The organism is Streptomyces sp. NPDC059582, from assembly GCF_042735715.1.
Lineage (GTDB): Bacteria > Actinomycetota > Actinomycetes > Streptomycetales > Streptomycetaceae > Streptomyces.
In genome coordinates this window covers 1-21003 of the sequence record NZ_JBHWCC010000032.1, presented here as the reverse complement: position 1 = coordinate 21003, position 21003 = coordinate 1, and the positions used below count along the sequence as shown (strand labels likewise).

The 21003-nt window shown below is 72.6% G+C and carries 11 protein-coding genes; 7 read left to right on the top strand and 4 right to left on the bottom strand.

Features of this window, described 5'->3' with window-relative positions:
• Positions 1-6: 6 nt before the first annotated feature.
• The 6 genes from ACFV0T_RS25335 (at position 7) to ACFV0T_RS25310 (ending at position 16582) form a co-directional block, all read left to right on the top strand.
• On the top strand, positions 7-6633 hold the full coding sequence (locus ACFV0T_RS25335; RefSeq protein WP_385783324.1) for a type I polyketide synthase: 6627 nt from the start codon (positions 7-9) through the stop codon (positions 6631-6633).
• 5 nt (positions 6634-6638) lie between these two features.
• A complete protein-coding gene (locus tag ACFV0T_RS25330; RefSeq protein ID WP_385783321.1) occupies positions 6639-9755 on the top strand; it encodes a type I polyketide synthase in 3117 nt (1038 codons plus the stop codon).
• Positions 9756-9941: 186 nt separating this feature from the next.
• Entirely contained in the window at positions 9942-13166 is a 3225-nt protein-coding gene (locus ACFV0T_RS25325; RefSeq protein ID WP_385783318.1) for an AMP-binding protein, read from the top strand.
• Positions 13167-13351: 185 nt separating this feature from the next.
• Positions 13352-14710 (top strand): crotonyl-CoA carboxylase/reductase, encoded by a 1359-nt coding sequence (gene ccrA, locus ACFV0T_RS25320; RefSeq protein ID WP_385783316.1) that lies wholly within the window; start codon positions 13352-13354, stop codon positions 14708-14710.
• A gap of 1 nt (position 14711) precedes the next feature.
• Complete coding sequence (locus tag ACFV0T_RS25315; RefSeq protein ID WP_385783313.1) at positions 14712-15701, top strand: 3-oxoacyl-ACP synthase III family protein; 990 nt, start codon at positions 14712-14714, stop codon at positions 15699-15701.
• Entirely contained in the window at positions 15698-16582 is an 885-nt protein-coding gene (locus tag ACFV0T_RS25310; RefSeq protein ID WP_385783310.1) for a 3-hydroxybutyryl-CoA dehydrogenase, read from the top strand. The genes ACFV0T_RS25315 and ACFV0T_RS25310 overlap by 4 nt, the downstream gene beginning before the upstream one ends.
• A 140-nt stretch (positions 16583-16722) precedes the next feature.
• Here ACFV0T_RS25310 and ACFV0T_RS25305 read toward each other — a convergent pair whose 3' ends face one another.
• The 4 genes from ACFV0T_RS25305 to ACFV0T_RS25290 all read right to left on the bottom strand — a co-directional run bounded on the left by ACFV0T_RS25305 (position 16723) and on the right by ACFV0T_RS25290 (position 19837).
• Entirely contained in the window at positions 16723-17193 is a 471-nt protein-coding gene (locus ACFV0T_RS25305) for an adenylyltransferase/cytidyltransferase family protein (RefSeq protein ID WP_385783307.1), read from the bottom strand.
• 163 nt (positions 17194-17356) lie between these two features.
• Positions 17357-18133: a MerR family transcriptional regulator gene (locus tag ACFV0T_RS25300; protein ID WP_385783304.1), complete on the bottom strand. Its 777-nt coding sequence runs from the start codon at positions 18131-18133 to the stop codon at positions 17357-17359.
• Between the two features lie 4 nt (positions 18134-18137).
• Positions 18138-18938 (bottom strand): alpha/beta fold hydrolase, encoded by an 801-nt coding sequence (locus ACFV0T_RS25295; protein WP_385783301.1) that lies wholly within the window; start codon positions 18936-18938, stop codon positions 18138-18140.
• Between the two features lie 137 nt (positions 18939-19075).
• Positions 19076-19837 (bottom strand): thioesterase II family protein, encoded by a 762-nt coding sequence (locus ACFV0T_RS25290; RefSeq protein WP_385783298.1) that lies wholly within the window; start codon positions 19835-19837, stop codon positions 19076-19078.
• A 606-nt stretch (positions 19838-20443) separates the two neighbouring features.
• Between ACFV0T_RS25290 and ACFV0T_RS25285 the strand changes: the two genes are divergently transcribed.
• Positions 20444-21003 (top strand): 2-oxoacid:acceptor oxidoreductase family protein (locus tag ACFV0T_RS25285; protein ID WP_385783296.1); only part of this gene is annotated, 560 nt, incomplete at its 3' end.

The following is a 21003-nucleotide window of genomic DNA, read 5'->3' as shown; positions in this document are numbered from 1 at the left end:
AGAGCGATGACAAACGACAAGAACGCCGAAGTTCTCGACTACCTGAAGCGGACATCGATCGAGCTGATCGAGACCCGCCGGCGCCTGAAGGAGCTGACGGACGCCGCGAGCGAGCCCATCGCGGTGGTGGGCATCGCCTGCCGCTTCCCGGGCGGTGCCGTCTCCCCGGAAGCGCTGTGGGATCTGGTGGCGGCGGGCGCGGACGTCGTGTCCGACTTCCCCCAGGACCGCAACTGGGACCTGGAGAGCCTCTACGACCCGGATCCGGACCGGCCCGGCACCTGCTCCACCCGCTCGGGCGGCTTCCTCGACGACGCGGGCGACTTCGACGCCGACTTCTTCGGGATCAACCCGCGCGAGGCGCTGGCCGCCGACCCGCAGCAGCGGCTGCTGCTCGAGACGTCGTGGGAGTCGCTGGAGCGCGCCGGCATCGACCCGCAGACCCTGCGCGGCAGCGACACCGGCGTCTTCGCCGGCCTCGCCTACTTCGGCTACGGCAACCACTTCGTCACCCCCGAGACCATCTCGGGCTACGCGCAGACCGGTTCCCTGCTGAGCGTCGCGTCCGGCCGGGTCGCCTACGCGCTGGGACTCGAGGGCCCGGCCGTCTCGACCGACACCGCGTGCTCCTCGTCGCTGGTGGCGGTGCACCAGGCGGTGCAGTCGCTGCGCCAGGGCGAATGCGGCCTCGCCCTGGCCGGCGGCGTCACCGTGGTGGCGACCCCGCAGGTGTTCCGGGAGATGTCGCGCCAGCGGGGCCTGGCGGCGGACGGCCGCTGCAAGGCGTTCGCCGACGCGGCCGACGGCACCGGCTTCTCCGAGGGCGTCGGCGTGCTGGTCCTGGAACGGCTCTCCGACGCGCGGCGCAACGGGCGCCGGATCTGGGCGGTGATCCGCGGCTCCGCGATCAACCAGGACGGCGCCTCCAACGGGCTGACCGCGCCCAACGGACCGGCCCAGCAGCGCGTGATCCGCGCCGCGCTGGCCAACGCCCACGTGCAGGCGAGCGAAGTGGACCTGGTGGAGGCGCACGGCACCGGCACGACACTGGGCGACCCCATCGAGGCACAGGCACTGCTGGCCACCTACGGACAAGGCCGCGACCCCGGCAGCCCGCTGTGGCTGGGATCGCTGAAGTCGAACATCGGCCACACCCAGGCCGCCGCCGGCGTCGGCGGCATCATCAAGACGATCATGGCGATACGGCACGGGCTGATGCCCCGGACCCTGCACGTGGACCGCCCCTCGACCCACGTGGACTGGACGGCCGGCGCGGTCGAGCTGCTCACCGAGGCCAAGCCGTGGCCGAGCGCACCCGGACGCCCGCGGCGGGCCGGCGTGTCCAGCTTCGGCGCCAGCGGCACCAACGCCCACCTCATCCTCGAACAGGCACCCGACGACGAGACGGCACCAGAAGACGGGACGCCCCCCGACGACGAGACGGCCCCCGCCACAGCCGCCCAGCTGCCCGGCGGATGGGTGCCCTGGACCGTGTCGGCACGCTCGGAGCAGGCACTGCGGGCACAAGCAGCCAAGCTGCGCGAGGCCGCTGCCGCCGACCCGGGCCTGGACCTCGCCGCGGCCGGCTGGTCGCTGGCCTGCGGCCGGACACGGTTCGAGCACCGCGCGGTCGTCCTGGGCCGCGACCGCGACGAACTGCTGGGCGGCCTGGCGTCACTGAGCGAGGACACGGAATCCGCCGCGGTGGTACGCGGCACGACCGGGGAACTCGGCGGCTGCGTCTTCATGTTCCCCGGACAGGGCTCGCCGTGGGCCGGCGTGGCCGGCCGGCTGTACGACACCTTCCCCGCCTTCGCGCACAGCCTGGACGAGATCTGCGCCCACTTCGACACCCACCTCCCCTTCGCCCTCAAGCCCCTGCTCCTGGCCGACGACCCCGCCGGGCGCGAGCGCACGGACATCGCGCAGCCGGCGCTGTTCACCCTCCAGGTCAGCCTGTACCGGCTCCTGGCACGCTACGGTCCGCGGCCCACCCACCTGATCGGCCACTCGGTCGGCGAGATCGCCGCCGCCCACGTGTCCGGAGTCCTCGGCCTGGACGCCGCGACCAGACTCGTCGCCGCCCGCGGACGGATCATGCAGACGGTCCGCGAGCGCGGCGCCATGCTGGCGGTACGCGCCTCGGAAGCCGACGTGAGCGCCCTGCTCACCCCGCAGGACCGGATCGGCATCGCCGCCGTCAACGGCCCGCAGTCCGTGGTGGTCTCGGGCCTGCGCGAGACGGTCCACGCCCTGCGCGAACAACTTGTCGCCGACGGCAGGTCGGCGAAACTCCTCGCGGTCGACCACGCGTTCCACTCCCCGCTCATGGACCCGGTCCTGGACGAGTTCGCGGCAGCGCTCGGCGAGCCGCCCGCGGGCGAGATGACGATCCCGATCATCTCGACCCGGCTGGGCCGCGAGGCCACACTCCAGGAACTGACGTCCGCCGCGCACTGGGTGCGCCACGTCCGCGAACCCGTCCGCTTCTACGACGCGGTCGAGTGCGCCCGCAGGCAGGGTGCGGGCGTCTTCCTCGAAGTCGGGCCGGGATCGACCCTCGCGAGCATCACCCAGGAGGCCTTCGCCGGCGAGGGCGTGCACGACGCGGTGGTCCTCTCGGCGTCACGGCGCGACCGCGAAGGAGCGCAGGCACTGCTCGGCGCGCTCGCCCACCTGCACGTGCGGGGCCAGTTCGTGGACTGGGAGGCCCTGTTCGGGACGCGCGAGCGGGTGGACCTGCCGACGTACGCCTTCCAGCGGCAGCGGTACTGGCTGGACTTCCTGGCCGCGATGCAGTCGGCGGACCTCTCCGGCGCCGGCCTGTCGGCCCCGCGGCACCCGCTGCTGGGCGCCGTGGTGGAGCACCCCGGCACCGACGAGGTGATGTTCAGCGGCCTGTGGTCGCTGCGCAGCCACGACTGGCTCGCCGACCACGCCGTGTTCGGCGCGGCCGTCGTACCGGCGACGGCCTACCTGGACCTCGCGCTGTCGGTGGGCGAGCACGTCGGGTGCGCCGCGCTCGAGGAACTCTCCCTGGAAATCCCCCTGATCCTGCCCGACACGGGCGACGTGCAGATACGGGTCGTCGCCGGCGCGCCCGACGAGAGGGGGCGCCGCTGCCTGGACGTGTACGCGCGTCCCGGCGAGGACGGCCGGAGCGCGGGCGGCTGGATCCGTCACGCGCGGGGCACCCTGTCCCCGAGCCCCCCGCAGCCGGCCGCAAGGGAGCAGGACGCCCGCCCGCTCGCCGTGTGGCCCCCGGCCGGGGCCACACCCGTCGGCATCGACGGCCTGTACGACCTGCTCGCGGACGGCGGCTTCGACTACGGGCCGGCCTTTCGCGGCCTGCGCGAAGTGTGGCAGCACGGCGACGACCTCTTCGCCCTCGCCACCTTGCCGCAGAGCGCCGAAGACCCGGCCGGCCACTTCGCCCTGCATCCGGCACTGATCGACACCGTGCTGCACGCGGTGGTGGCCGGCGGCGTCATCAACGTGACGGGCGAGCAGGGCTGGATGCCCTTCTCCTGGTCCGGCGTGCACCTGAGCGGCGCGTGCGGCCCGACCGTGAAGGTCCGACTGACCCCGTCCGGCGACGGCGTCGTGTCCGTGGCGATCGCCGACGAACACGGCCGCGCCATCGCGCACATCGAGGCGCTGACGTTCCGCCCGGCGAGCGCCGAACAGGTCCGCTCCGCGGGCGGCCGGGAACAGTCGCTGTACGAACTGCACTGGCGGCCCCCGCAGGACGGCGAGCCGGACGCCGCCCGCGGGCGGTGGGGCGTCCTCGGCGCGCGGCACGGCCTGGCCGCCCGGCTGTGCGACGCGGCCCAGGAGAGCGTCGAGTGCTACCCCGCCCTGGACGACGTCCTCGCGCAGGAAGCACCCCGGTACCTCGTCCTGTGCCCGGACGACATCACCGCCGCCGGTTCCGGCCTGCTCGCCGCCGTCGGCGACGCGGACCGGCACGTACTGGACCGGGTGCAGCGCTTCCTCGCCGAGGAAGCGCTCGCCGAATCCACCCTGGTGGTGCTCACCCGCCTGGCCCTCGACACCGGCACGGGGGAGAGCGTCGACAGCCTGCCCGGCGCGTCCGTGTGGGGCCTGATCCGGTCCGCGCAGACGGAACACCCCGGCAGGTTCCGGCTGGTGGACATCGACGACGAGGACACCTCCTGGGCGCGCCTTGCGCAGGCGCTGGCCACCGGTGAGGACCAACTGGCCCTGCGCGCCGGCGCCTTCCTCGTCCCGCGCCTGACGCCGGCCTCACCGGCGCAGCACCGGATCGAGCCCCCGGCGGCGCCCGGCCCCCACCGGCTGGGCATCTTGACCAGGGGAACGCTGGAGAACCTGACCTGGGTGCCGTGCCCGGAGGCGGAAGCGCCCCTGACCAGCGGGCAGGTCCGCATCGCCGTCCAGGCCGCGGGGCTCAACTTCCGGGACGTCACGATCGCCCTGGGACTGATCGAGCGCACCGCCCTCGACGCCGGACTCGGCAGCGAGGGCGCCGGAGTCGTGCTGGAGACCGCCGACGACGTGACCCACCTGTCGCCGGGCGACCGGGTGAGCGGCATCTTCACCGGCGCCTTCGGCCGCGTGGCCGTGGCCGACCACCGCATGCTCACACCCGTCCCCGACGGCTGGAGCTACGCCGAGGCGGCGTCGGTGCCGAGCACCTTCCTCACCGCCTACTACGCGCTCTTCCACGTGCACAAGCTCCGCAAGGGGCAGCGGATCCTCATCCACGCCGCGGCAGGCGGCGTCGGGATGGCCGCCGTGCAACTCGCCCGGCACGCCGGCGCCGAGATCTACGCGACCGCGAGCCCGGCCAAGTGGCCCGCCCTGCGCGCGCTGGGACTGGACGACGCGCACCTGGCCTCCTCGCGCGATGTGGAGTTCGCCGGGAAGTTCCTGCATGCCACGGACGGCCGCGGTGTCGACGTCGTGCTGAACTCCCTCGCGCACACCTTCGTCGACGCCTCGCTGACGCTGCTGCCCCAGGGCGGAGCCTTCATCGAGATGGGCAAGACGGACATCCGCGATCCCCGCCAGGTGGCGGCCGACCACCCCGGCGTCGCCTACCAGGCCTTCGACCTCTACGAGGCGGGAGCGGACGCGATCCACGCCATGTCCGGGGCCGTCATGGAGCTGTTCGCCGACGGCCGGGTGCGGTTGAACCCGGTGTCCGTGCGCGACATCCGCGACGCGCGCACGGCGTTTCGCGAGATGAGCCAGGGCCGCCACATCGGCAAACTGGTCTTCGACGTCGGCGGCGGCTTCGGCGGCGGCACCGTGCTCGTCACCGGCGGCACCGGGGGAGTGGGCTCGCTCCTGGCACGCCACCTCGTCGCCGAACACGGCGTGCGCAGCCTGCTGCTGGCCGGCCGCCGCGGACCGGCGGCCGACGGGGTCGCCGAACTGGTCGCGGACCTGGAAGCCGCGGGCGCGGCGGTGCGGGTCGTGGCCTGCGACGTCGCCGACCGGGCGGCCCTGGCGGACCTGCTCGCCGACATGCCCGCCCGCTACCCGCTGACCGCGATCGTGCACGCGGCGGGCGTCCTGGCGGACGCCACCGTCGAGTCGCTCACCGCGCAAAGCCTCGAACAGGTGCTGCACGCCAAGGTCGGCGGCGCCGTCAACCTGCACGAGCTGACCCGGCAGCACACCCTGTCGGCGTTCATCCAGTTCTCCGCCCTCGCCGGCACGCTCGGCACCGCGGGACAGGCCAACTACGCCGCCGCCAACGCCTTCCTGGACGCCCTGGCGGCGCAGCGCGGCGCGGCCGGCCTGCCCGCCACCTCGCTGTGCTGGGGCTGGTGGGAGCAGAGCAGCGGCATGACCGAGGACCTCGACCGGGCCGACCTGTCCCGGCTGCGGCGCATGGGCGTCGCCGCGATGCCCACCGCCGAGGCCCTGGCCCTGTTCGACGCGGCGTGCGCGAGCGGCAAGCCGGTCCTCGTCCCGGCCCGGACGGACGCCACCACGCTGCGCACCACGGCCGCCGACGAACTGCCGCTGCTGCTGCGCGACCTCGCCGACGGCGCCCGCCCCCGCCGGGGCCGCGCGCACGCCACCCAGGCCACCGGCGCCGGCGGCCTGACCGCCAGGCTGGCCGCCCTGCCCGCCGACGAGGCGCAGGCCGCCGTCCTGGACTGGGTCCGCGACCAGGTCGCCATCGTGCTCGGACACCCCTCCGGCGCGCTCGTCGACGCCGACCAGGCGTTCACCCAGCTCGGATTCGACTCGCTGACCTCGGTCGAACTGTGCAACCGCCTGGCCTCCTCGACCGGACTGCGCCTGGCGACCACCCTCGTCTTCAGCTACCCCACACCACGCGAGCTCGGCGAACACCTCGCCGGGCTGCTGCGCCCGGCACCCACACCGGCCCCGGACAGCGGCCCGGACCAGGACGCGGAGATCCGGGACCTGCTGCGCACCGTCTCGGTCGACAGCCTGCGCAGCGCGGGCCTGCTGGAACAGGTCCTGGCCTGCGCCCGCCCGCCCCGGCCGGGCGGCGACCCGCAGACGGCGGACACGGACACCGGCGCCGACAGCGGCGCCGACAGCGGCGCGGACGAACTGTCGGACATGGACCTGGAAGCACTGGTCGACCTGGCTCTGGAAGAGAGGTGAGCGGCGTGACCAACTCCGCGGACGGCACGGCGGACGGCGCGCAGCGGGTCCAGCGGGCGCTGCGCACGCTGCTGGAGGAGCGCGACCGCCTGCGGCAGGAGAACGACGCCCTCAAAGCCGGCCGCGGCGAGCCGATCGCCGTGGTGGCCATGGCCTGCCGCTACCCGGGAGGCGTCTCGACGCCCGAGGAACTGTGGGACATGCTCCGCGACGGCCGGGACGTCATCGACGCGTTCCCGGCGGACCGCGGATGGCGGGACGTCTACGACCCGGATCCCGACACCCCCGGCAGCTCGTACGTGCGCCACGGCGGGTTCCTGACGGACGTGGCCGGCTTCGACGCGGACTTCTTCGGCATCAGCCCGCGTGAGGCGCTGGCGATCGATCCGCAGCAGCGGCTGCTGCTGGAGACGTCCTGGGAGGTCTTCGAACGGGCGGGCATCGTGCCCGCCACGGTGCGCGGCGCCGACGTCGGCGTGTTCACCGGGGTGAGCTCCACCGAGTACGGGTCGCGGTTCCTGCAAGGCGCCAAGAACGAGCTGGAGGGCTACCTGCTGCACGGCAGCACGCTCAGCGTCGCCTCCGGCCGGGTGGCCTACGAACTGGGCCTGACCGGCCCGGCGGTGTCGGTGGACACGGCGTGCTCGTCGTCGCTGGTCGCCCTGCACCTGGCGGTGCAGTCGCTGCGTGCGGGGGAGTCCTCGCTCGCGCTGGCGGGCGGCGCGCTGGTGATGTCGACGCCCGAGCTGTTCGTGGAGTTCTCCCGCCAGGGCGGCCTGGCGGCCGACGGCCGCTGCAAGTCCTTCGCGCAGGCGGCCGACGGCACCGGCTGGGCCGAAGGCGTGGGGGTGCTGCTTCTGGAGCGGCTGTCCGACGCCCGCCGAAGCGGCCACCCGGTGCTCGCCGTCCTGCGCGGCAGCGCGGTGAACCAGGACGGCGCCAGCAACGGACTGACCGCCCCCAACGGCCGCGCCCAGGAGAAGGTGATCCTGAAGGCGCTGGCGAACGCGGGCGTCTCGGCCGCCGAGGTGGACCTGGTCGAAGCCCACGGCACCGGCACCGTGCTGGGCGACCCCATCGAGGCAGGCGCCCTGCTGGCCACCTACGGCCGGGACCGGGCCGAGGGCCGGCCGCTGTGGCTGGGGTCCATGAAGTCGAACATCGGTCACGCCCAGGCCGCCGCCGGGGTCGCCGGCGTCATCAAGGCCGTGATGGCCATGCGCCACGGCTACCTGCCCAAGACCCTGCACGTGGACGCGCCCTCACCGCACGTGGACTGGTCCGCGGGCGGGGTCGAACTGCTGGCGCAGGGCCGTGAATGGCCCCGGACGCCCGGCCCGCGGCGGGCCGGGGTGTCGTCGTTCGGCGTCAGCGGCACCAACGCGCACGTCATCCTGGAAGAGCCGCCGCCCCAGGAGCAGACGGACCAGCCCGCCCCCGCCCCGGCCGCGGGCGGCCTGGTGCCATGGGTGGTGTCGGGCAAGAGCGCGACAGCCCTGCAACGGCAGGCGGCCAGACTGCGTGACTTCGCCGCCGCCCAGCCGGGCACGGACACGGCGGACATCGGCTGGTCGCTGGCCTGCGGCCGGACACGGTTCGAGCACCGCGCGGTCGTCCTGGGCCGCGACCGCGACGAACTGCTGGGCGGCCTGGCGTCGCTGAGCGAGGGCACCGAGTCCCCCGCGGTGATGCGGGGCACGGCCACAGCCCTCGGCGGCTGCGTCTTCATGTTCCCCGGCCAGGGCTCGCAGTGGGTCGGCATGGGACGGCAGCTGTACGCCGCCTTCCCGGTCTTCGCGCAGAGCCTGGAGGCGTGCGCGGCCGCCCTGGCCGAGTGGGTCGACTGGTCGCTGCTCGACGTGGTGCGCGGCGCCGAGGGGGCACCCACCCTGGAGCGGGTGGACGTGGTGCAGCCCGCACTGTTCTCGGTGATGGTGTCCCTGGCCGCCCTGTGGCGCTCCTGGGGTGTGCAGCCGGCCGCGGTGATCGGACACAGCCAGGGCGAGATAGCCGCCGCCTACGTGTGCGGTGCGCTGTCGCTGCGGGACGCCGCCAAGACCGTGGCACTGCGCAGCAAGGCCCTGGTGGACCTGATCGGCCACGGCGGGATGGCCTCGGTCGCGGAGTCCGCCGACGTCGTGACGCAGCGCCTGGCTCCGTGGAGCGAGCGGGTGAGCGTCGCCGTGGTCAACGGACCCCGCTCCGTGGTGGTCTCCGGGGAACCGGACGCACTCGACGAATTCGTCGAGAAGATGAAGGCCGACGGCGCCCAGGCCCGCAGAATATCCGTCGACTACGCCTCCCACTCCCACCAGGTGGCCCGGGTCCGCGACCAGGTCACCGGCGCACTGTCCGACGTCAGCCCCACCACGTCGGCGCTGCCCTTCTACTCCACCCTGTACGGCGAGATCATCGACACCGCGCGGCTGAACGCCGACTACTGGTACACCAACCTGCGCGAGAAGGTCCTCTTCGAACCGTCCGTGCGCCGGCTGGCCGACGACGGCTTCCGGGTGTTCATCGAGATGAGCCCGCACCCCGTGCTGACCGTCCCGGTCCAGGAGATCACCGAGGACGTGGACGGCGCGCTGGTCCTGTCGTCGGCGCGCCGCGACCGGGGCGAGGCGGAGGCCGTCCTCGGCTCGCTGGCCCAACTCCACGTCCAGGGCGGGACGGTGGACTGGGACGCCCTGTTCAGCACGCGCCGGCGGGTGGATCTGCCGACGTACGCCTTCCAGCGCCGGCCGTACTGGCTGCACTCCTCGCACACCGCGCCGGCCGCGCAGCTGCCCCCGGCCGAGCCGCCGGCCGGCGACGACCTCCTCGTCCCGCTGGCGGACCGGCTCGCCGCCCTGTCCGACGACGACGCGCAGGCCCTCGTGCTCGACCACGTCCTGCAGAAGGTCGCCGTCGTCCTCGGACACCCCTCCACCGCGTCCATCAACCCCGACCAGGGCTTCAAGGAGCTCGGATTCGACTCGCTGCTGTCGGTGGAGCTGAGCAAACGCCTGACCGCGTCGAGCGGACTGAAACTGAGGGCGAACCTGGTGCTGCGCCACCCCTCACCCAGACTGGTCGCCGCGCACATCACGTCCTCGATGGCCCCACACCGCCCGCGGTGATCCCACCGTCCCGGGCGCTTCGCCGCCCCCGGGAATGTCCCGCCGGCGGGACACCGCAAGCCCGACAACGCCCCTGTCCCGCCCGGCACCAAGCTGTCTTGACCGGCTGATCCACCGTCCGTGACGGTGGGGGCGATCTGCGAATTCCTCCGATTTCCGGACCTGTTCTTCGAGGGGTTGATCCGTGTGCGTTCGTTCGGCGCGTCGTCTGCGCATCAGGGACTGTGGCTGGCGGAGGAAGTCTCCGCCGACACGCTGAACCATGCGCTGACCATGTGGGATGTGGACGGTGAACTGGACGCGGCCGTCATGCGGTCCGCGTTCCTGCACGTCATGGGCGAAGCGGAAGTACTGCGCGTCACCTTCGCCGACGACGGCGGCGGACTGCGGCTGACCCCGCGCGAACTGGGCGACTGGCGGCCGTTCGTGTGGGACCTGAGCGCCGAGGCCGACCCCGAGCAGGCGGCCCGCGAAGCGCTCGCCGGCATGCTGCGCACACCGTTCGACCTGAAGCGGGACCTGCTGTTCCGCATGGGCGTGGTGAGACTCGCCCCCGCCCGCTCCCTCGTGGTGATCGCCTACCACCACCTCATCTCGGACGGGTTCGGCACCGGCGGCCTGCTCTCGCGCCGCCTCGCCGAGGTGTACACGGCACTCATGCGGGGCGAGCAGGCGGCGCAGCTGCCGCACCCGTGGGACGCCGAGTCCTTCGCGGCCGAGGCCACCCAGTACCAGGCCTCCGCGACGTTCACCGAGGACACCGCGTTCTGGCGCGACTACCTCGCCGACGCCCCCGCGCCCGCACGCATCCCGCGCATCGCCCTGACCGACTCGATGAGCGCCGCGCTCAGCGAACCGATGAACAGCGCCGACCGCTGGGGCGAACTGACCGAACCCATCGGCATGGTCAGCCGGACACTGAGCGTCCCCCGCGCCGAGGCCGACACCTGGACCGAGACCGCGAAGTCCATGGGCGTGTGGATGTCCACCCTGCTCACCGCGGCCGCGGCGGTCTTCCTCCGCCACCGCTGCGACCGCCCCGAGTTCCTCCTCTCGCTGGCCGTCGGCAACCGCGTCGGGGTGGCCAGCAGGACACCCGGCCTCGCGGTCAACGTGGTGCCGCTGCGCGTGGCCGTCCCGCTGAACGCGACCTTCACCGAGATCGCCGACACGATGGTCGACGAGACGTACGAGATCTTCGGCCACACCGCCTGCCACTACTCCGACATCCAGCGCGCGAGCGAAACCGTCCTGAGCGAGCGCGGCAGTTTCGGCGCCGTCATGAACGTCGTCGAGTTCGTGCAGCAGCTCCACTTCGCCGACAGCCCGGCGCGCTACCTCGGCGGGACGACCGGCGCCTTCGACGAACTGTCGATCGGCGTCTACACCGACGGCAGCGCCGACAGCGACCTGTTCATCCGGCTCGACGCCCCCGCCACCCTGTACTCCCGCGCCGAACTGCGCTTCATCGGCACCGAACTGATCGCGCACATCCGCGCCGTGGTGGCCGACAGCGCCCGGCCCGTCGGCGCGCTGGACGTCCTGAGCGCAGCCGACCGCGAACAGGTGCTGACAGCGCCGGACGACACCCGGGCACCCGTGCCGGGCCTGACGCTCGCCCAGCTGTTCACCCGCCAGGCGCAGCGCACCCCCGACGCCGTCGCCCTGGACTCCGGCGAGGCGACCCTCTCCTACCGGGAGCTGGACGAACGCTCCGCCCGCCTGGCCGGGGCGCTGCGCCGGCGGCACATCGGAGCCGAGACGGTCGTGGCGCTCGCGCTGCCCCGGTCGCCGGACCTGGCCGTCGCCCTGCTGGCAGTGGTCAAGGCCGGCGGAGCCTACCTGCTGCTCGACCCGGCCCTCGCGGCCCGGCAGATCAGCTCCCGCATCGGCGACAGCCCGGCGCGGGCACTGCTCACCGACGCCGCCACAGCCCACGCCCTCACCCACGACCTGGACATCCCGGTGACGGTGCTCGACGACCTCCACCCGGACACCACCGGCGACGATGACGCTGCACCGCAGGCCCCGTACCCGACGCAGCGGGACAGCCTGCTGGCCGTCATACACCGCCCCGCACCGGACGGTGACGGCAGCGCATTGGGCGTGACCCACCGCAACATGGAGCGGTTCGTCCTGGACCGCCACTGGCAGGAGCGCGGCCCCCACACCGTGCTGTGGCACACGCCGCCCACCGGCGACACGCTCGCCCTCGACATCTGGGCGCCGCTGCTGGGCGGCGGCCGGGTGGTCGTCGCTCCCGCGGGCGACCCGGACCTCGACACCCTGGCCCAGGCACGAGCGGCGCACGGCATCAGCGCGCTGTGGCTGCCCGCCGCCCGGTTCTCCGAGATCGCCGCACACCACCCCGAACGCCTCGCCGGGCTGCGCGAGGTGTGGACCGGCGGTGACCGCGTGCCCGCGGCCGCACTGCGACGGGTGCGGGAGGCCTGCCCCGAACTGACCGTCGTCCACGGCCACGGCCCGGCGGAAACCACCGCGTTCGCCGCCGCCCACCGCCTGGCCGCCGGCGAACCCGCGCACCCCACCGGCACGCTCGGCCGGCCGATGGACAACACCGCCCTGTACGTACTGGGCCCGGGACTCGCGCCGGTCCCCGCCGGCGTGACCGGAGAGCTCTACGTGGCCGGCCCCGGCGTGAGCCGCGGCTATCTGGGGCGGCCCGGACAGACCGCGCAGCGATTCGTGCCCTGCCCGTTCGGCCCGGCCGGCACGCTCATGTACCGCACCGCAGACCTGGTCCGCCGCGACAGCGACGGCCTGCTCACCTACGTGGGCCGCGCCGACACCCAGCTGGACGTCCGCGGTGTCCGGGTCGAGCCGGCCGAGGTCGAGGCGACACTCGCCGACCACCCCGACCTGGCGCAGACGGTGGTGACGGTCCGCCAGGACAGCACCGGGCAGCAGCGGCTGGCGGCCTACGTGGTCCCGGTGGCCGGCCGGCCCGTATCGGGTGAGGAACTGCGCCGGTTCGCCGCCGGCCGGCTGCCCGAGCCCATGGTGCCGCACGTGTTCACGATGCTGGAGCGCCTGCCGGTGACAGCCGACGGCAGGGTGGACCGGGCGGCACTGCCACAGCCCGCATTCGACGACGGAACGTACCGGGCACCGCGCAACGACACCGAGCGGATACTGGCCGCCGCGTTCGCCGACGTCCTGGAGCGCGAACGGGTCGGCATCGACGAGGACTTCTTCGACCTCGGCGGCAACTCGCTTCGCGCGATCAGGCTGGTCGGCCTGATCCGGGCGGAACTGAAGCAGGAGGTGTCCATCCGCGGCCTGTTCGCGGCACGCACCGTCACCGGCCTGTCGGACATGTGGAAGGACCTCGCCGCCCAGTCCAGCAGGCCGACGCTGCGCCGGCGGACCAGGGACGGCGCGGTCCTCTGACGCCGCCGGCCGCCCGCCGCACCCTGTACGGCGGGCGGCGGCGGCAGGCGGCAGAAGCCATCCGCTTCTCGGTCAGAGGGACACCGGGTCCGGTCCGGTCGGCAGCGGCCCTCGTCTGCACTCTCCATTGATCTGCCGTGCGACACGTCTCTTTCCCGTGGCCACTGCAGAGCGGGAAGGAAACCATGGATTCACTGACCGAAGCCCTGCTGGCCGGCGCCGGCCCGGACGAGATCGCAGCACACGACCTTCCGCCGGACTACGAGGCCGCGCATCTCCTCGCCTCGGACACCGGCATGTTCGACGGCATGCAGGACAAGGACGTCCGCAAGTCGCTGCACGTCGGACGGGTCCCGATGCCCGACCTCGCCCCCGACGAGGTGGTCGTCGCCGTCATGGCGAGCTCCATCAACTACAACACCGTCTGGTCGGCCACGTTCGAGCCGGTGCCCACGTTCGAGTTCCTCAAGCGCCACGCCCGCCAGGGCGGCTACGCCGCCCGGCACGACCTGCCGCATCAGGTGGTCGGATCGGACGCGGCCGGGATCGTCGTGCGGGTCGGGGCCGGCGTACGGCACTGGAAGACGGGCGACCACGTCGTCGCCAGCTGCGTCCAGGTCGACGAGCAGGAACCGGCGACCCACGCCGACGCCATGCTCGGCACCGGGCAGCGGATCTGGGGCTACGAGACGAACTTCGGCGGCCTCGCCCACTACGCGGTGCTCCGCGCCAGCCAGCTGCTGCCCAAACCGGCCCACCTCACCTGGGAGGAGTCGGCGGGTGTGCTGCTGACCGCGGCGACCTCCTACCGGATGCTGGTCGGCGCCAACGGCGCCCGCATCAAACAGGGCGACATCGTCCTCATCTGGGGCGCGACCGGCGGCCTGGGCGCGTTCGCGGTGCAGATGGTCAAGAACGCCGGCGGTATCGCCGTCGGCGTCGTCAGCTCCGCAACCAAAGCCCAGGCGCTGCGCCGGCTCGGCTGCGACGTGGTGATCGACCGCAACGAGATCGGCATGGGCACCGACGACGCGCTCACCCCCGAGCGGACCATCGAGCTGGGCAAGCGCCTCGGCCGGGAGATCCGCCGCCTGGTCGGCGAGGACCCGCACGTCGTGTTCGACTACGTCGGCCGGGCCACCTTCGGGATCTCGGTGTTCGTCGTCCGCAAGGGCGGAGCGGTCGTCACCTGCGGCTCCAGCACCGGCTACGACCACCATTTCGACAACCGCTACCTCTGGATGAACCTCAAGCGGATCCTCGGCAGTCACGCCGCCAACCTCCAGGAACAGGCCGAGTGCAACCGGCTGTTCCGCCTCGGACACCTTTCCCCCGTCCTGTCCCAGGTGTTCCCCCTCGACGACGTGGGCGAGGCCGCACGGCTCGTCCAGCTCAACCGGCACACCGGAAAAGTCGGCGTGCTCTGCCTCGCCCCCGAGGAAGGGCTCGGCGTCACCGATCCCGAACTGCGCGAAAAGATCGGCACGGCACGGCTCAACCCACTGCGCACGCCCGCCGCACCCGACTTCGCCGAGGTGACCTGACATGGCAACCGGCATACTCGCCACCGGCTCCTATCTTCCCAAGCACGAAGTCGGCAACGAGGAACTCGCCGAACGCGTCGGCGTCACCGCCGAGTGGATCGAACGCAAGACACAGATCCGCTCCCGGCGCTACGCGGCCCCCCACGAGGCGACCTCCGACCTGGCCGTCAAAGCCGCCGAACGCGCCCTGGCCCAGGCGGAACTGACCGCCCAGCAGATCGACTACCTCATCGTCTCCACCTCCACCGGCGACTTCCCGCAGCCCCCCACCTCCTACCTCGTCCAGCACGCGCTGGGCGCCTACGGCGCCGCCTGCTTCGACATCAACGTCGTGTGCAGCGGCTTCGTCTACGCACTGTCACTCGCCCACAGCCTGGTGGCCCTGCGGCCCGACGCCCGCGCACTGGTGATCGGCGCCGACGTCTACTCACGGATCCTGGACTTCACCGACCGCAAAACAGCGATCCTCTTCGCCGACGGCGCCGGCGCCGCGATCGTCGCGGCACTGCCGGAGCCGTACGGAATCATCGCCAGCGACCTCTCCAGCCGCGGCGACGCACACCACCTGATCCGCGTCGAGGCCGGCGGCAGCCGCACCCCCGCCTCGGCGGCGACCCTCGCCGAAGGCGGCCACTTCTTCCGGATGGACGGCCGCGCAGTACGCGACTTCGTCACCGAACACGTCCCGCCGGCCCTGATCGCACTCGCCCACAAGGCCGGACTGGACATCACCGCCATCGACCACTTCGTCCCGCACCAGGCCAACGGCGTGATGCTCGACGAAGTCGTCGCCCGCACCGGACTCGGCGCCGCGCAGACCCACCGCACACTGACCCGCTACGGCAACACCGGCAGCGCCTCGGTGCCGGTCGCACTCGACGAGGCCCACCGCACCGGAGCACTGCAACCGGGCGACCTGGTGCTGCTCGCCGGGTTCGGCGGCGGCATGTCGATCGGAGCATCACTTCTGGCCTGGGGGGCCGACACATGACCACGTCCATACGGAGCACCGCCACGGACATCGACCGGGTGGGTGTCGTCGGCAGCGGCATCATGGGCACCGGCATCGCCGAACTGTGCGCGAAAGCCGGACTGAACGTGCGGGTCGCCGTGTCCTGCGAGGCATCACTGCAAACGGCGCCGCAACGGCTGGCCGCGTCGCTTGAACGGGGCGTGGCCAAAGGCAAACTGACCGCCCAGCAGCGCGACGCGGCACTGGGCCGGGTCTCGTTCACCCGCGACCTCGGCGAACTCGCAGACCGCCGACTGGTCATCGAGGCGGTCACCGAGGACGAACAGATCAAGCTGGACCTGTTCGCCACCCTCGACAAGATCGTCAAGGACCCGGACGCGATCCTGGCGACCAACACCTCCTCGATCCCCATCGCCCGGCTCGCCGCCGCGACCCGCCGCCCCGGCCAGGTACTCGGCATCCACTTCTTCAACCCCGTGCCGGCACTGCCGCTCGTCGAACTCGTCGCCTCGGTGCTGACGGACCGGACGGTGAGCACACGGGCACTGCTCTTCGTCCGCGACGTCCTGGGCAAGAAGCCGATCACCACCCCGGACCGGGCGGGCTTCCTCGTCAACGCACTGCTCTTCCCCTACCTGCTGTCCGCGATCCGGATGGTCGAATCGGGCCTGGCGAGCGCCGAGACCGTCGACCAGGGCATGGTCCAGGGCTGCTCGCACCCCATGGGCCCGCTGCGCCTGGCCGACCTGATCGGCCTGGACACCACCGTGTCCATCGCCCAGGCCATGTACGAGGAGTACAAGCAGCCCCTGTACGCACCCCCGCCACTGCTGCTGCGCATGGTCGAGAGCGGCCTGCTGGGCAAGAAGACCGGCCGCGGCTTCTACCAATACACCTGACCCTCCCGTCCGCGGCGGCGCACAGCAGCCCCCGCCGCCGCAGCCCGGACCCTTCCCTCACACAGGGACAGCGCGCCGCACACCCGCCGTACGGGGGCGGCGGTCGGCCACCACGGCCGCCGGCCGGGCCCCTGCACCGGTCAGGTCCGCGGCCGCGATCCCGTTCCGATCACTGCGCAGCCTCGGGCCAGACACCGTCGGATGAGGTCAGTGGTCGATACACCCGCCGTGTACTCCACAAGCTGCAACTTTCCCGCAGCGGCCACCGGTCCGAAGACCTCTTCGACGGCAGCTGGCGAGATGTCGTCTCCGTGCACGACCACCGCGATGCCGTGATCGTCCAGGAACTCGGTCGTCACGCGCTCCGGAGCGTTCGGGATCACCGCATCGACGTATCGGCATGCCTCGATCACAGTGACCCGCTCGGCCAGGGTCATGATGGGCCTTCGCTTGTACCCGGTCACGACCTCGTCTGAGAGAACGCCGACGATCAGCCGCTCTCCGAAGGTGCGCGCGGCCTTGAGGAGGGCGACGTGCCCCGGGTGGAAGAGATCTCCCACCATGTCGACGTAGACGTTCGTCCGACGGCAAGTCTTCGCACGGTCGGCCACGGCAGTTGTCTCCCTCTGCGTCGTCCAGCTGACCAACCCTGAAGTGATCACCAACGACCGTCGATCACGGCCTCGATGCCACGATCACCGATGATCTCCGGCTGGTGGTGTTTGCGACGGCGTATCCCCGCAGTTCAGGATGTACGGCCCGCGACATCACCCGTCATTGATGCGGGATGTCGACGCCGGCCGCGCGCAGGTTCGCCTCCAGCAGTTCGTTCAGCCGGGCGGCCGCCGGCGACTGCTCCTCCCGGTGGTGGTTGACCAGCCCGTACCGGGTGGCCGCGTCGGGCCTGGTGCGGAACTCCGCGGGCATCGCCAGCAGTTCGAGGCCGGCCAGCAGTTTGGCGGACAGGGCGCAGGCCAGCTCGTCGAGCCGCGGGTCGTGCGGATCCCACGACTCGGCGTCCCGGCAGCGCTTGACCAGCTCGACGTACTCGGGGTCGCCGAGCTGGTGCTCGAGCTGGGTCAGAAAGCTGTCGAAGACCTCCGGCACCAGGGCCCGGGCCAGGATCAGGGCCTCCTGCTGCAGGGCCACGTAGTCGGCACCGAAGCCGAGCTCGGCGAACCGGTCCAGGACCGCGCAGGCACGCTCGGGCAGCAGGAGCCGGTCGCCGGCGGTGAGCCGGTGCAGCACCGCGCGCCGTGCGGTCAGCTCCTCGATCCGCTCGGTCAGGCGCCGCTCGACGTCGTCCAGAGCGGAGGCGAACCGCTCAGGACCGGCGTCGAGCAGAGCCCCGATCTCGGCCAGCGGCACGCCCGCGCCGGCGAGCGTGCGGACCTGGACCAGCCGCAGCATGTCCGGCGAGCCGTACCGGCGATAGCCGGAGCCGTCGCGTGCGGGTTCGCCGACCAGGCCGAGCCGGTGGTAGTGGCGCACGGTCTTGACCGTGACGCCCGCGAACGCCGCCGCCTGCCCGATCGTGAGCCCGACCACCATCCGCTCAGCGGGCCTGCTGGTCGTGGGCGGCCGCGATCTCGCGTACGGCCTCGGCGATGGCCCGGAAGTCCCTGCGCAGGACGTGGGAGTGGTTGCTCGCGACCTTCGCGCTCACCCTGATGTCCGGGTTGCGGGCGAGCACCTGATCGAGTGAGGCCCGCATCTGCTCCATCTCCTCCTGGCCCCCGCCGAGGCTGGCACCGGTGGCCAGGACATAGCGCACCGGGCAGCTCACGCGGTCGAGGACCGGAGCGATGGCGGCGTTGACCTCGTTGGCCTCGATGTTGATGTCGGCGTGCTGGCCGGCGCTCATCCGCGCGGCCATGCCCAGCGGGCGGAACAGCGGCAGCACGAGGCGCATACGGCGGAACAGGCGCCGGATCCGCGCCCGGCCCTCCTCGCCGGTCAGACCGTACGGAATGGCCCCGTCCACGGCCACCACCCCCACGGCGCGGTCGGGATGGAGCTCGGCCCAATGCACCGCGAGCGCCGCACCGTAGGACCAGCCCACGAGCAGCGGCCGTTGCACCCCGGTCGCCTCGAGGACGGCGTCGACGTCGCGCAGGCACGCCTCGAAGGAGTAGTCCGCCGACCGCTTCGAGCGGCCGCGGGCCCGCTCGTCGAAGGTGATGTGCCGCCAGCCGGCGCCGAGTTCGGCGATCAGTGGCCGCCAGGGCCGGTGGTCGGCGTAGGAGCCGTTGAGGTAGATGACGGGACGGCCGGGGCCGCGGGTGTCGGTGACGGCCAGGGCGGTGTCGTCGACAGGGACCATGCCGGTCCAGGCCGAGCGAGGAGAACTGGTCATGCCATCAGCGTCCACCCTGACCCTGGGGACGGGTCAACCCGCGACATTGAGCCAGAGACCGGCCGTGGCGGGTAAGTCCGGCCGCCCCCGGACCGCCGCGGAATCCGCCCCTCCAGACGGCCGGCCGGCAAGCGCGGTCAGGAAGCCGCGGCGTCCTCGAGCAGCCCCGCGGTGATCGTCGCCGCGACCTCCCGGACCTGCTCGGCGAGGTAGAAGTGGCCGCCGGGGAACACCTTGAGGGTGAAGTCGCCGCTGGTGTGCTCCCGCCAGGTGTGAGCCTCCTGGACCGTCACCATCGGGTCGCTGTCGCCTACCAGGACGCTCACCGGCGCGGTGAGCGGGGCGCTCTCGCGCCACCGGTAGGTGCCCAGCGCCCGGTAGTCGGCGCGCAGCGCCGGCAGAACTATCTCCAGGATCTCGGGGTTGTCGAGCATGCTCTGATCGGTGCCGCCCAGCCGGCGCACCTCGGCCAGCACGGAGTCGTCGTCGTAGAGAGGGGCGTGGACGCGGGCAGCGGGGCCCGGCGCACCCCGGCCGGAGAGGAACAGCCGCTGCGGCGCGGGCAGTTCACCCTGGGCGAGCAGCCGGGCCGTCTCGTAGGCGACGAGCGCGCCCATGCTGTGTCCGAACAGGGCGTACGGCCGCCCGGGGTCCGCGGCCAGGTCCTGGGCCAGCTCCTCGGCCACCGCCTCGACGAGCGGCGCCAGAGCCGTGAACGCCTCCTCGCGATAACGGTCCTGGCGTCCCGGGTACTGCACGCACACCACGTCGAAGTCCGCCGGCAGCGTGCGCGCCAGCTGCGTGTACGCCGTCGCGGAGCCCCCCGCGTGCGGGAAGCACACGAGCCGCGTCCCCTGCCCCGCGACCGTGGTGAAGCGCCGGAACCACGTGCTGTTCACTGTCGATGTCCCTTCGTCGGTGCCGGTCGGCCGGTCAACCGCCCGGTCCGGTCCGGCAGATCGAGCACGTCGAACCGCCCGGCGCCGCACAGCCGAACCGGCCCTCGACGACCACGCCCCGGACAGGACCCGCTGCGACCACGACGGCCGGACGTACAGCGAACGGGCCGGACGCCGGCCAGACCCGACGGGCCTTACCGCCCGCCCCGGCCGCAGTGCCTCGGCTCCACAGGACACCCCCTGGAGCGACGGCACCGGGTGGGAACCGGCCAACTCCCGCCCAGCGGAGCGTAGCCACACCCACCCGAACCCGGCACTGGACAGTTGAACATCCCAACCGCCGCCCGCGGTACGGAAACCTGACGTCGGCAGACCCCCGCCCGGACCGCCTCCCGGGCGCGACGACCGCCCACGACGGCGCCGCCTGCGCCCCGGCCGCACGACCACGCTGCTGCCCCTGCGGACGCACACCGGCGGCCCGGCCAGTTGAACCTCTGTCATGAATCGTTCGCCGCGCGGCTCGAAACCGCCGCCCGGTGCCAGGGTTGAGCTCCCGTACGCCCAGACGCACCCCGACCGTGGCCCAACCGACCCTCCTGGAGAGCCATGTCCCGTCGACATTCCGCCTCGGAGTCCGTCACCGAGGGGCACCCCGACAAGAGCGCCGGACAGGTACGGCGCCTGGACCGGGTGATCATCCGCTTCGCGGGCGACTCCGGCGACGGCATGCAGCTCACCGGGGACCGCTTCACCTCGGAGACGGCGTCGTACGGCAACGACCTGTCCACGCTGCCGAACTTCCCGGCCGAGATCCGGGCGCCCGCCGGGACCCTGCCGGGGGTGTCGTCGTTCCAGCTGCACTTCGCCGACCACGACATCCTCACGCCCGGCGACGCGCCGAACGTGCTGGTGGCGATGAACCCGGCGGCCCTGAGGGCGAACATCGCCGACGTGCCGCGCGGCGCCGAAGTGATCGTGAACGAGGACGAGTTCACCAAGCGGGCGATGGCGAAGGTGGGGTACGACGTCTCGCCGCTGGAGGACGGTTCGCTGGACGGCTATCACGTGCATCCGGTGCCGCTGACGACGCTGACGGTCCAGGCGCTGAAGGATTTCGACCTCACCCGTAAGGAGGCCGAGCGCAGCAAGAACATGTTCGCGCTGGG

Coding starts and splice junctions, on each gene's coding strand:
- ccrA (WP_385783316.1), top strand. CDS start 13,352: ATGGATTCACTGACCGAAGCCCTGCTGGCCGGCGCCGGCCCGGACGAG.
- ACFV0T_RS25295 (WP_385783301.1), bottom strand. CDS start 18,938: ATGACCAGTTCTCCTCGCTCGGCCTGGACCGGCATGGTCCCTGTCGAC.
- ACFV0T_RS25310 (WP_385783310.1), top strand. CDS start 15,698: ATGACCACGTCCATACGGAGCACCGCCACGGACATCGACCGGGTGGGT.
- ACFV0T_RS25335 (WP_385783324.1), top strand. CDS start 7: ATGACAAACGACAAGAACGCCGAAGTTCTCGACTACCTGAAGCGGACA.
- ACFV0T_RS25315 (WP_385783313.1), top strand. CDS start 14,712: ATGGCAACCGGCATACTCGCCACCGGCTCCTATCTTCCCAAGCACGAA.
- ACFV0T_RS25300 (WP_385783304.1), bottom strand. CDS start 18,133: ATGGTGGTCGGGCTCACGATCGGGCAGGCGGCGGCGTTCGCGGGCGTC.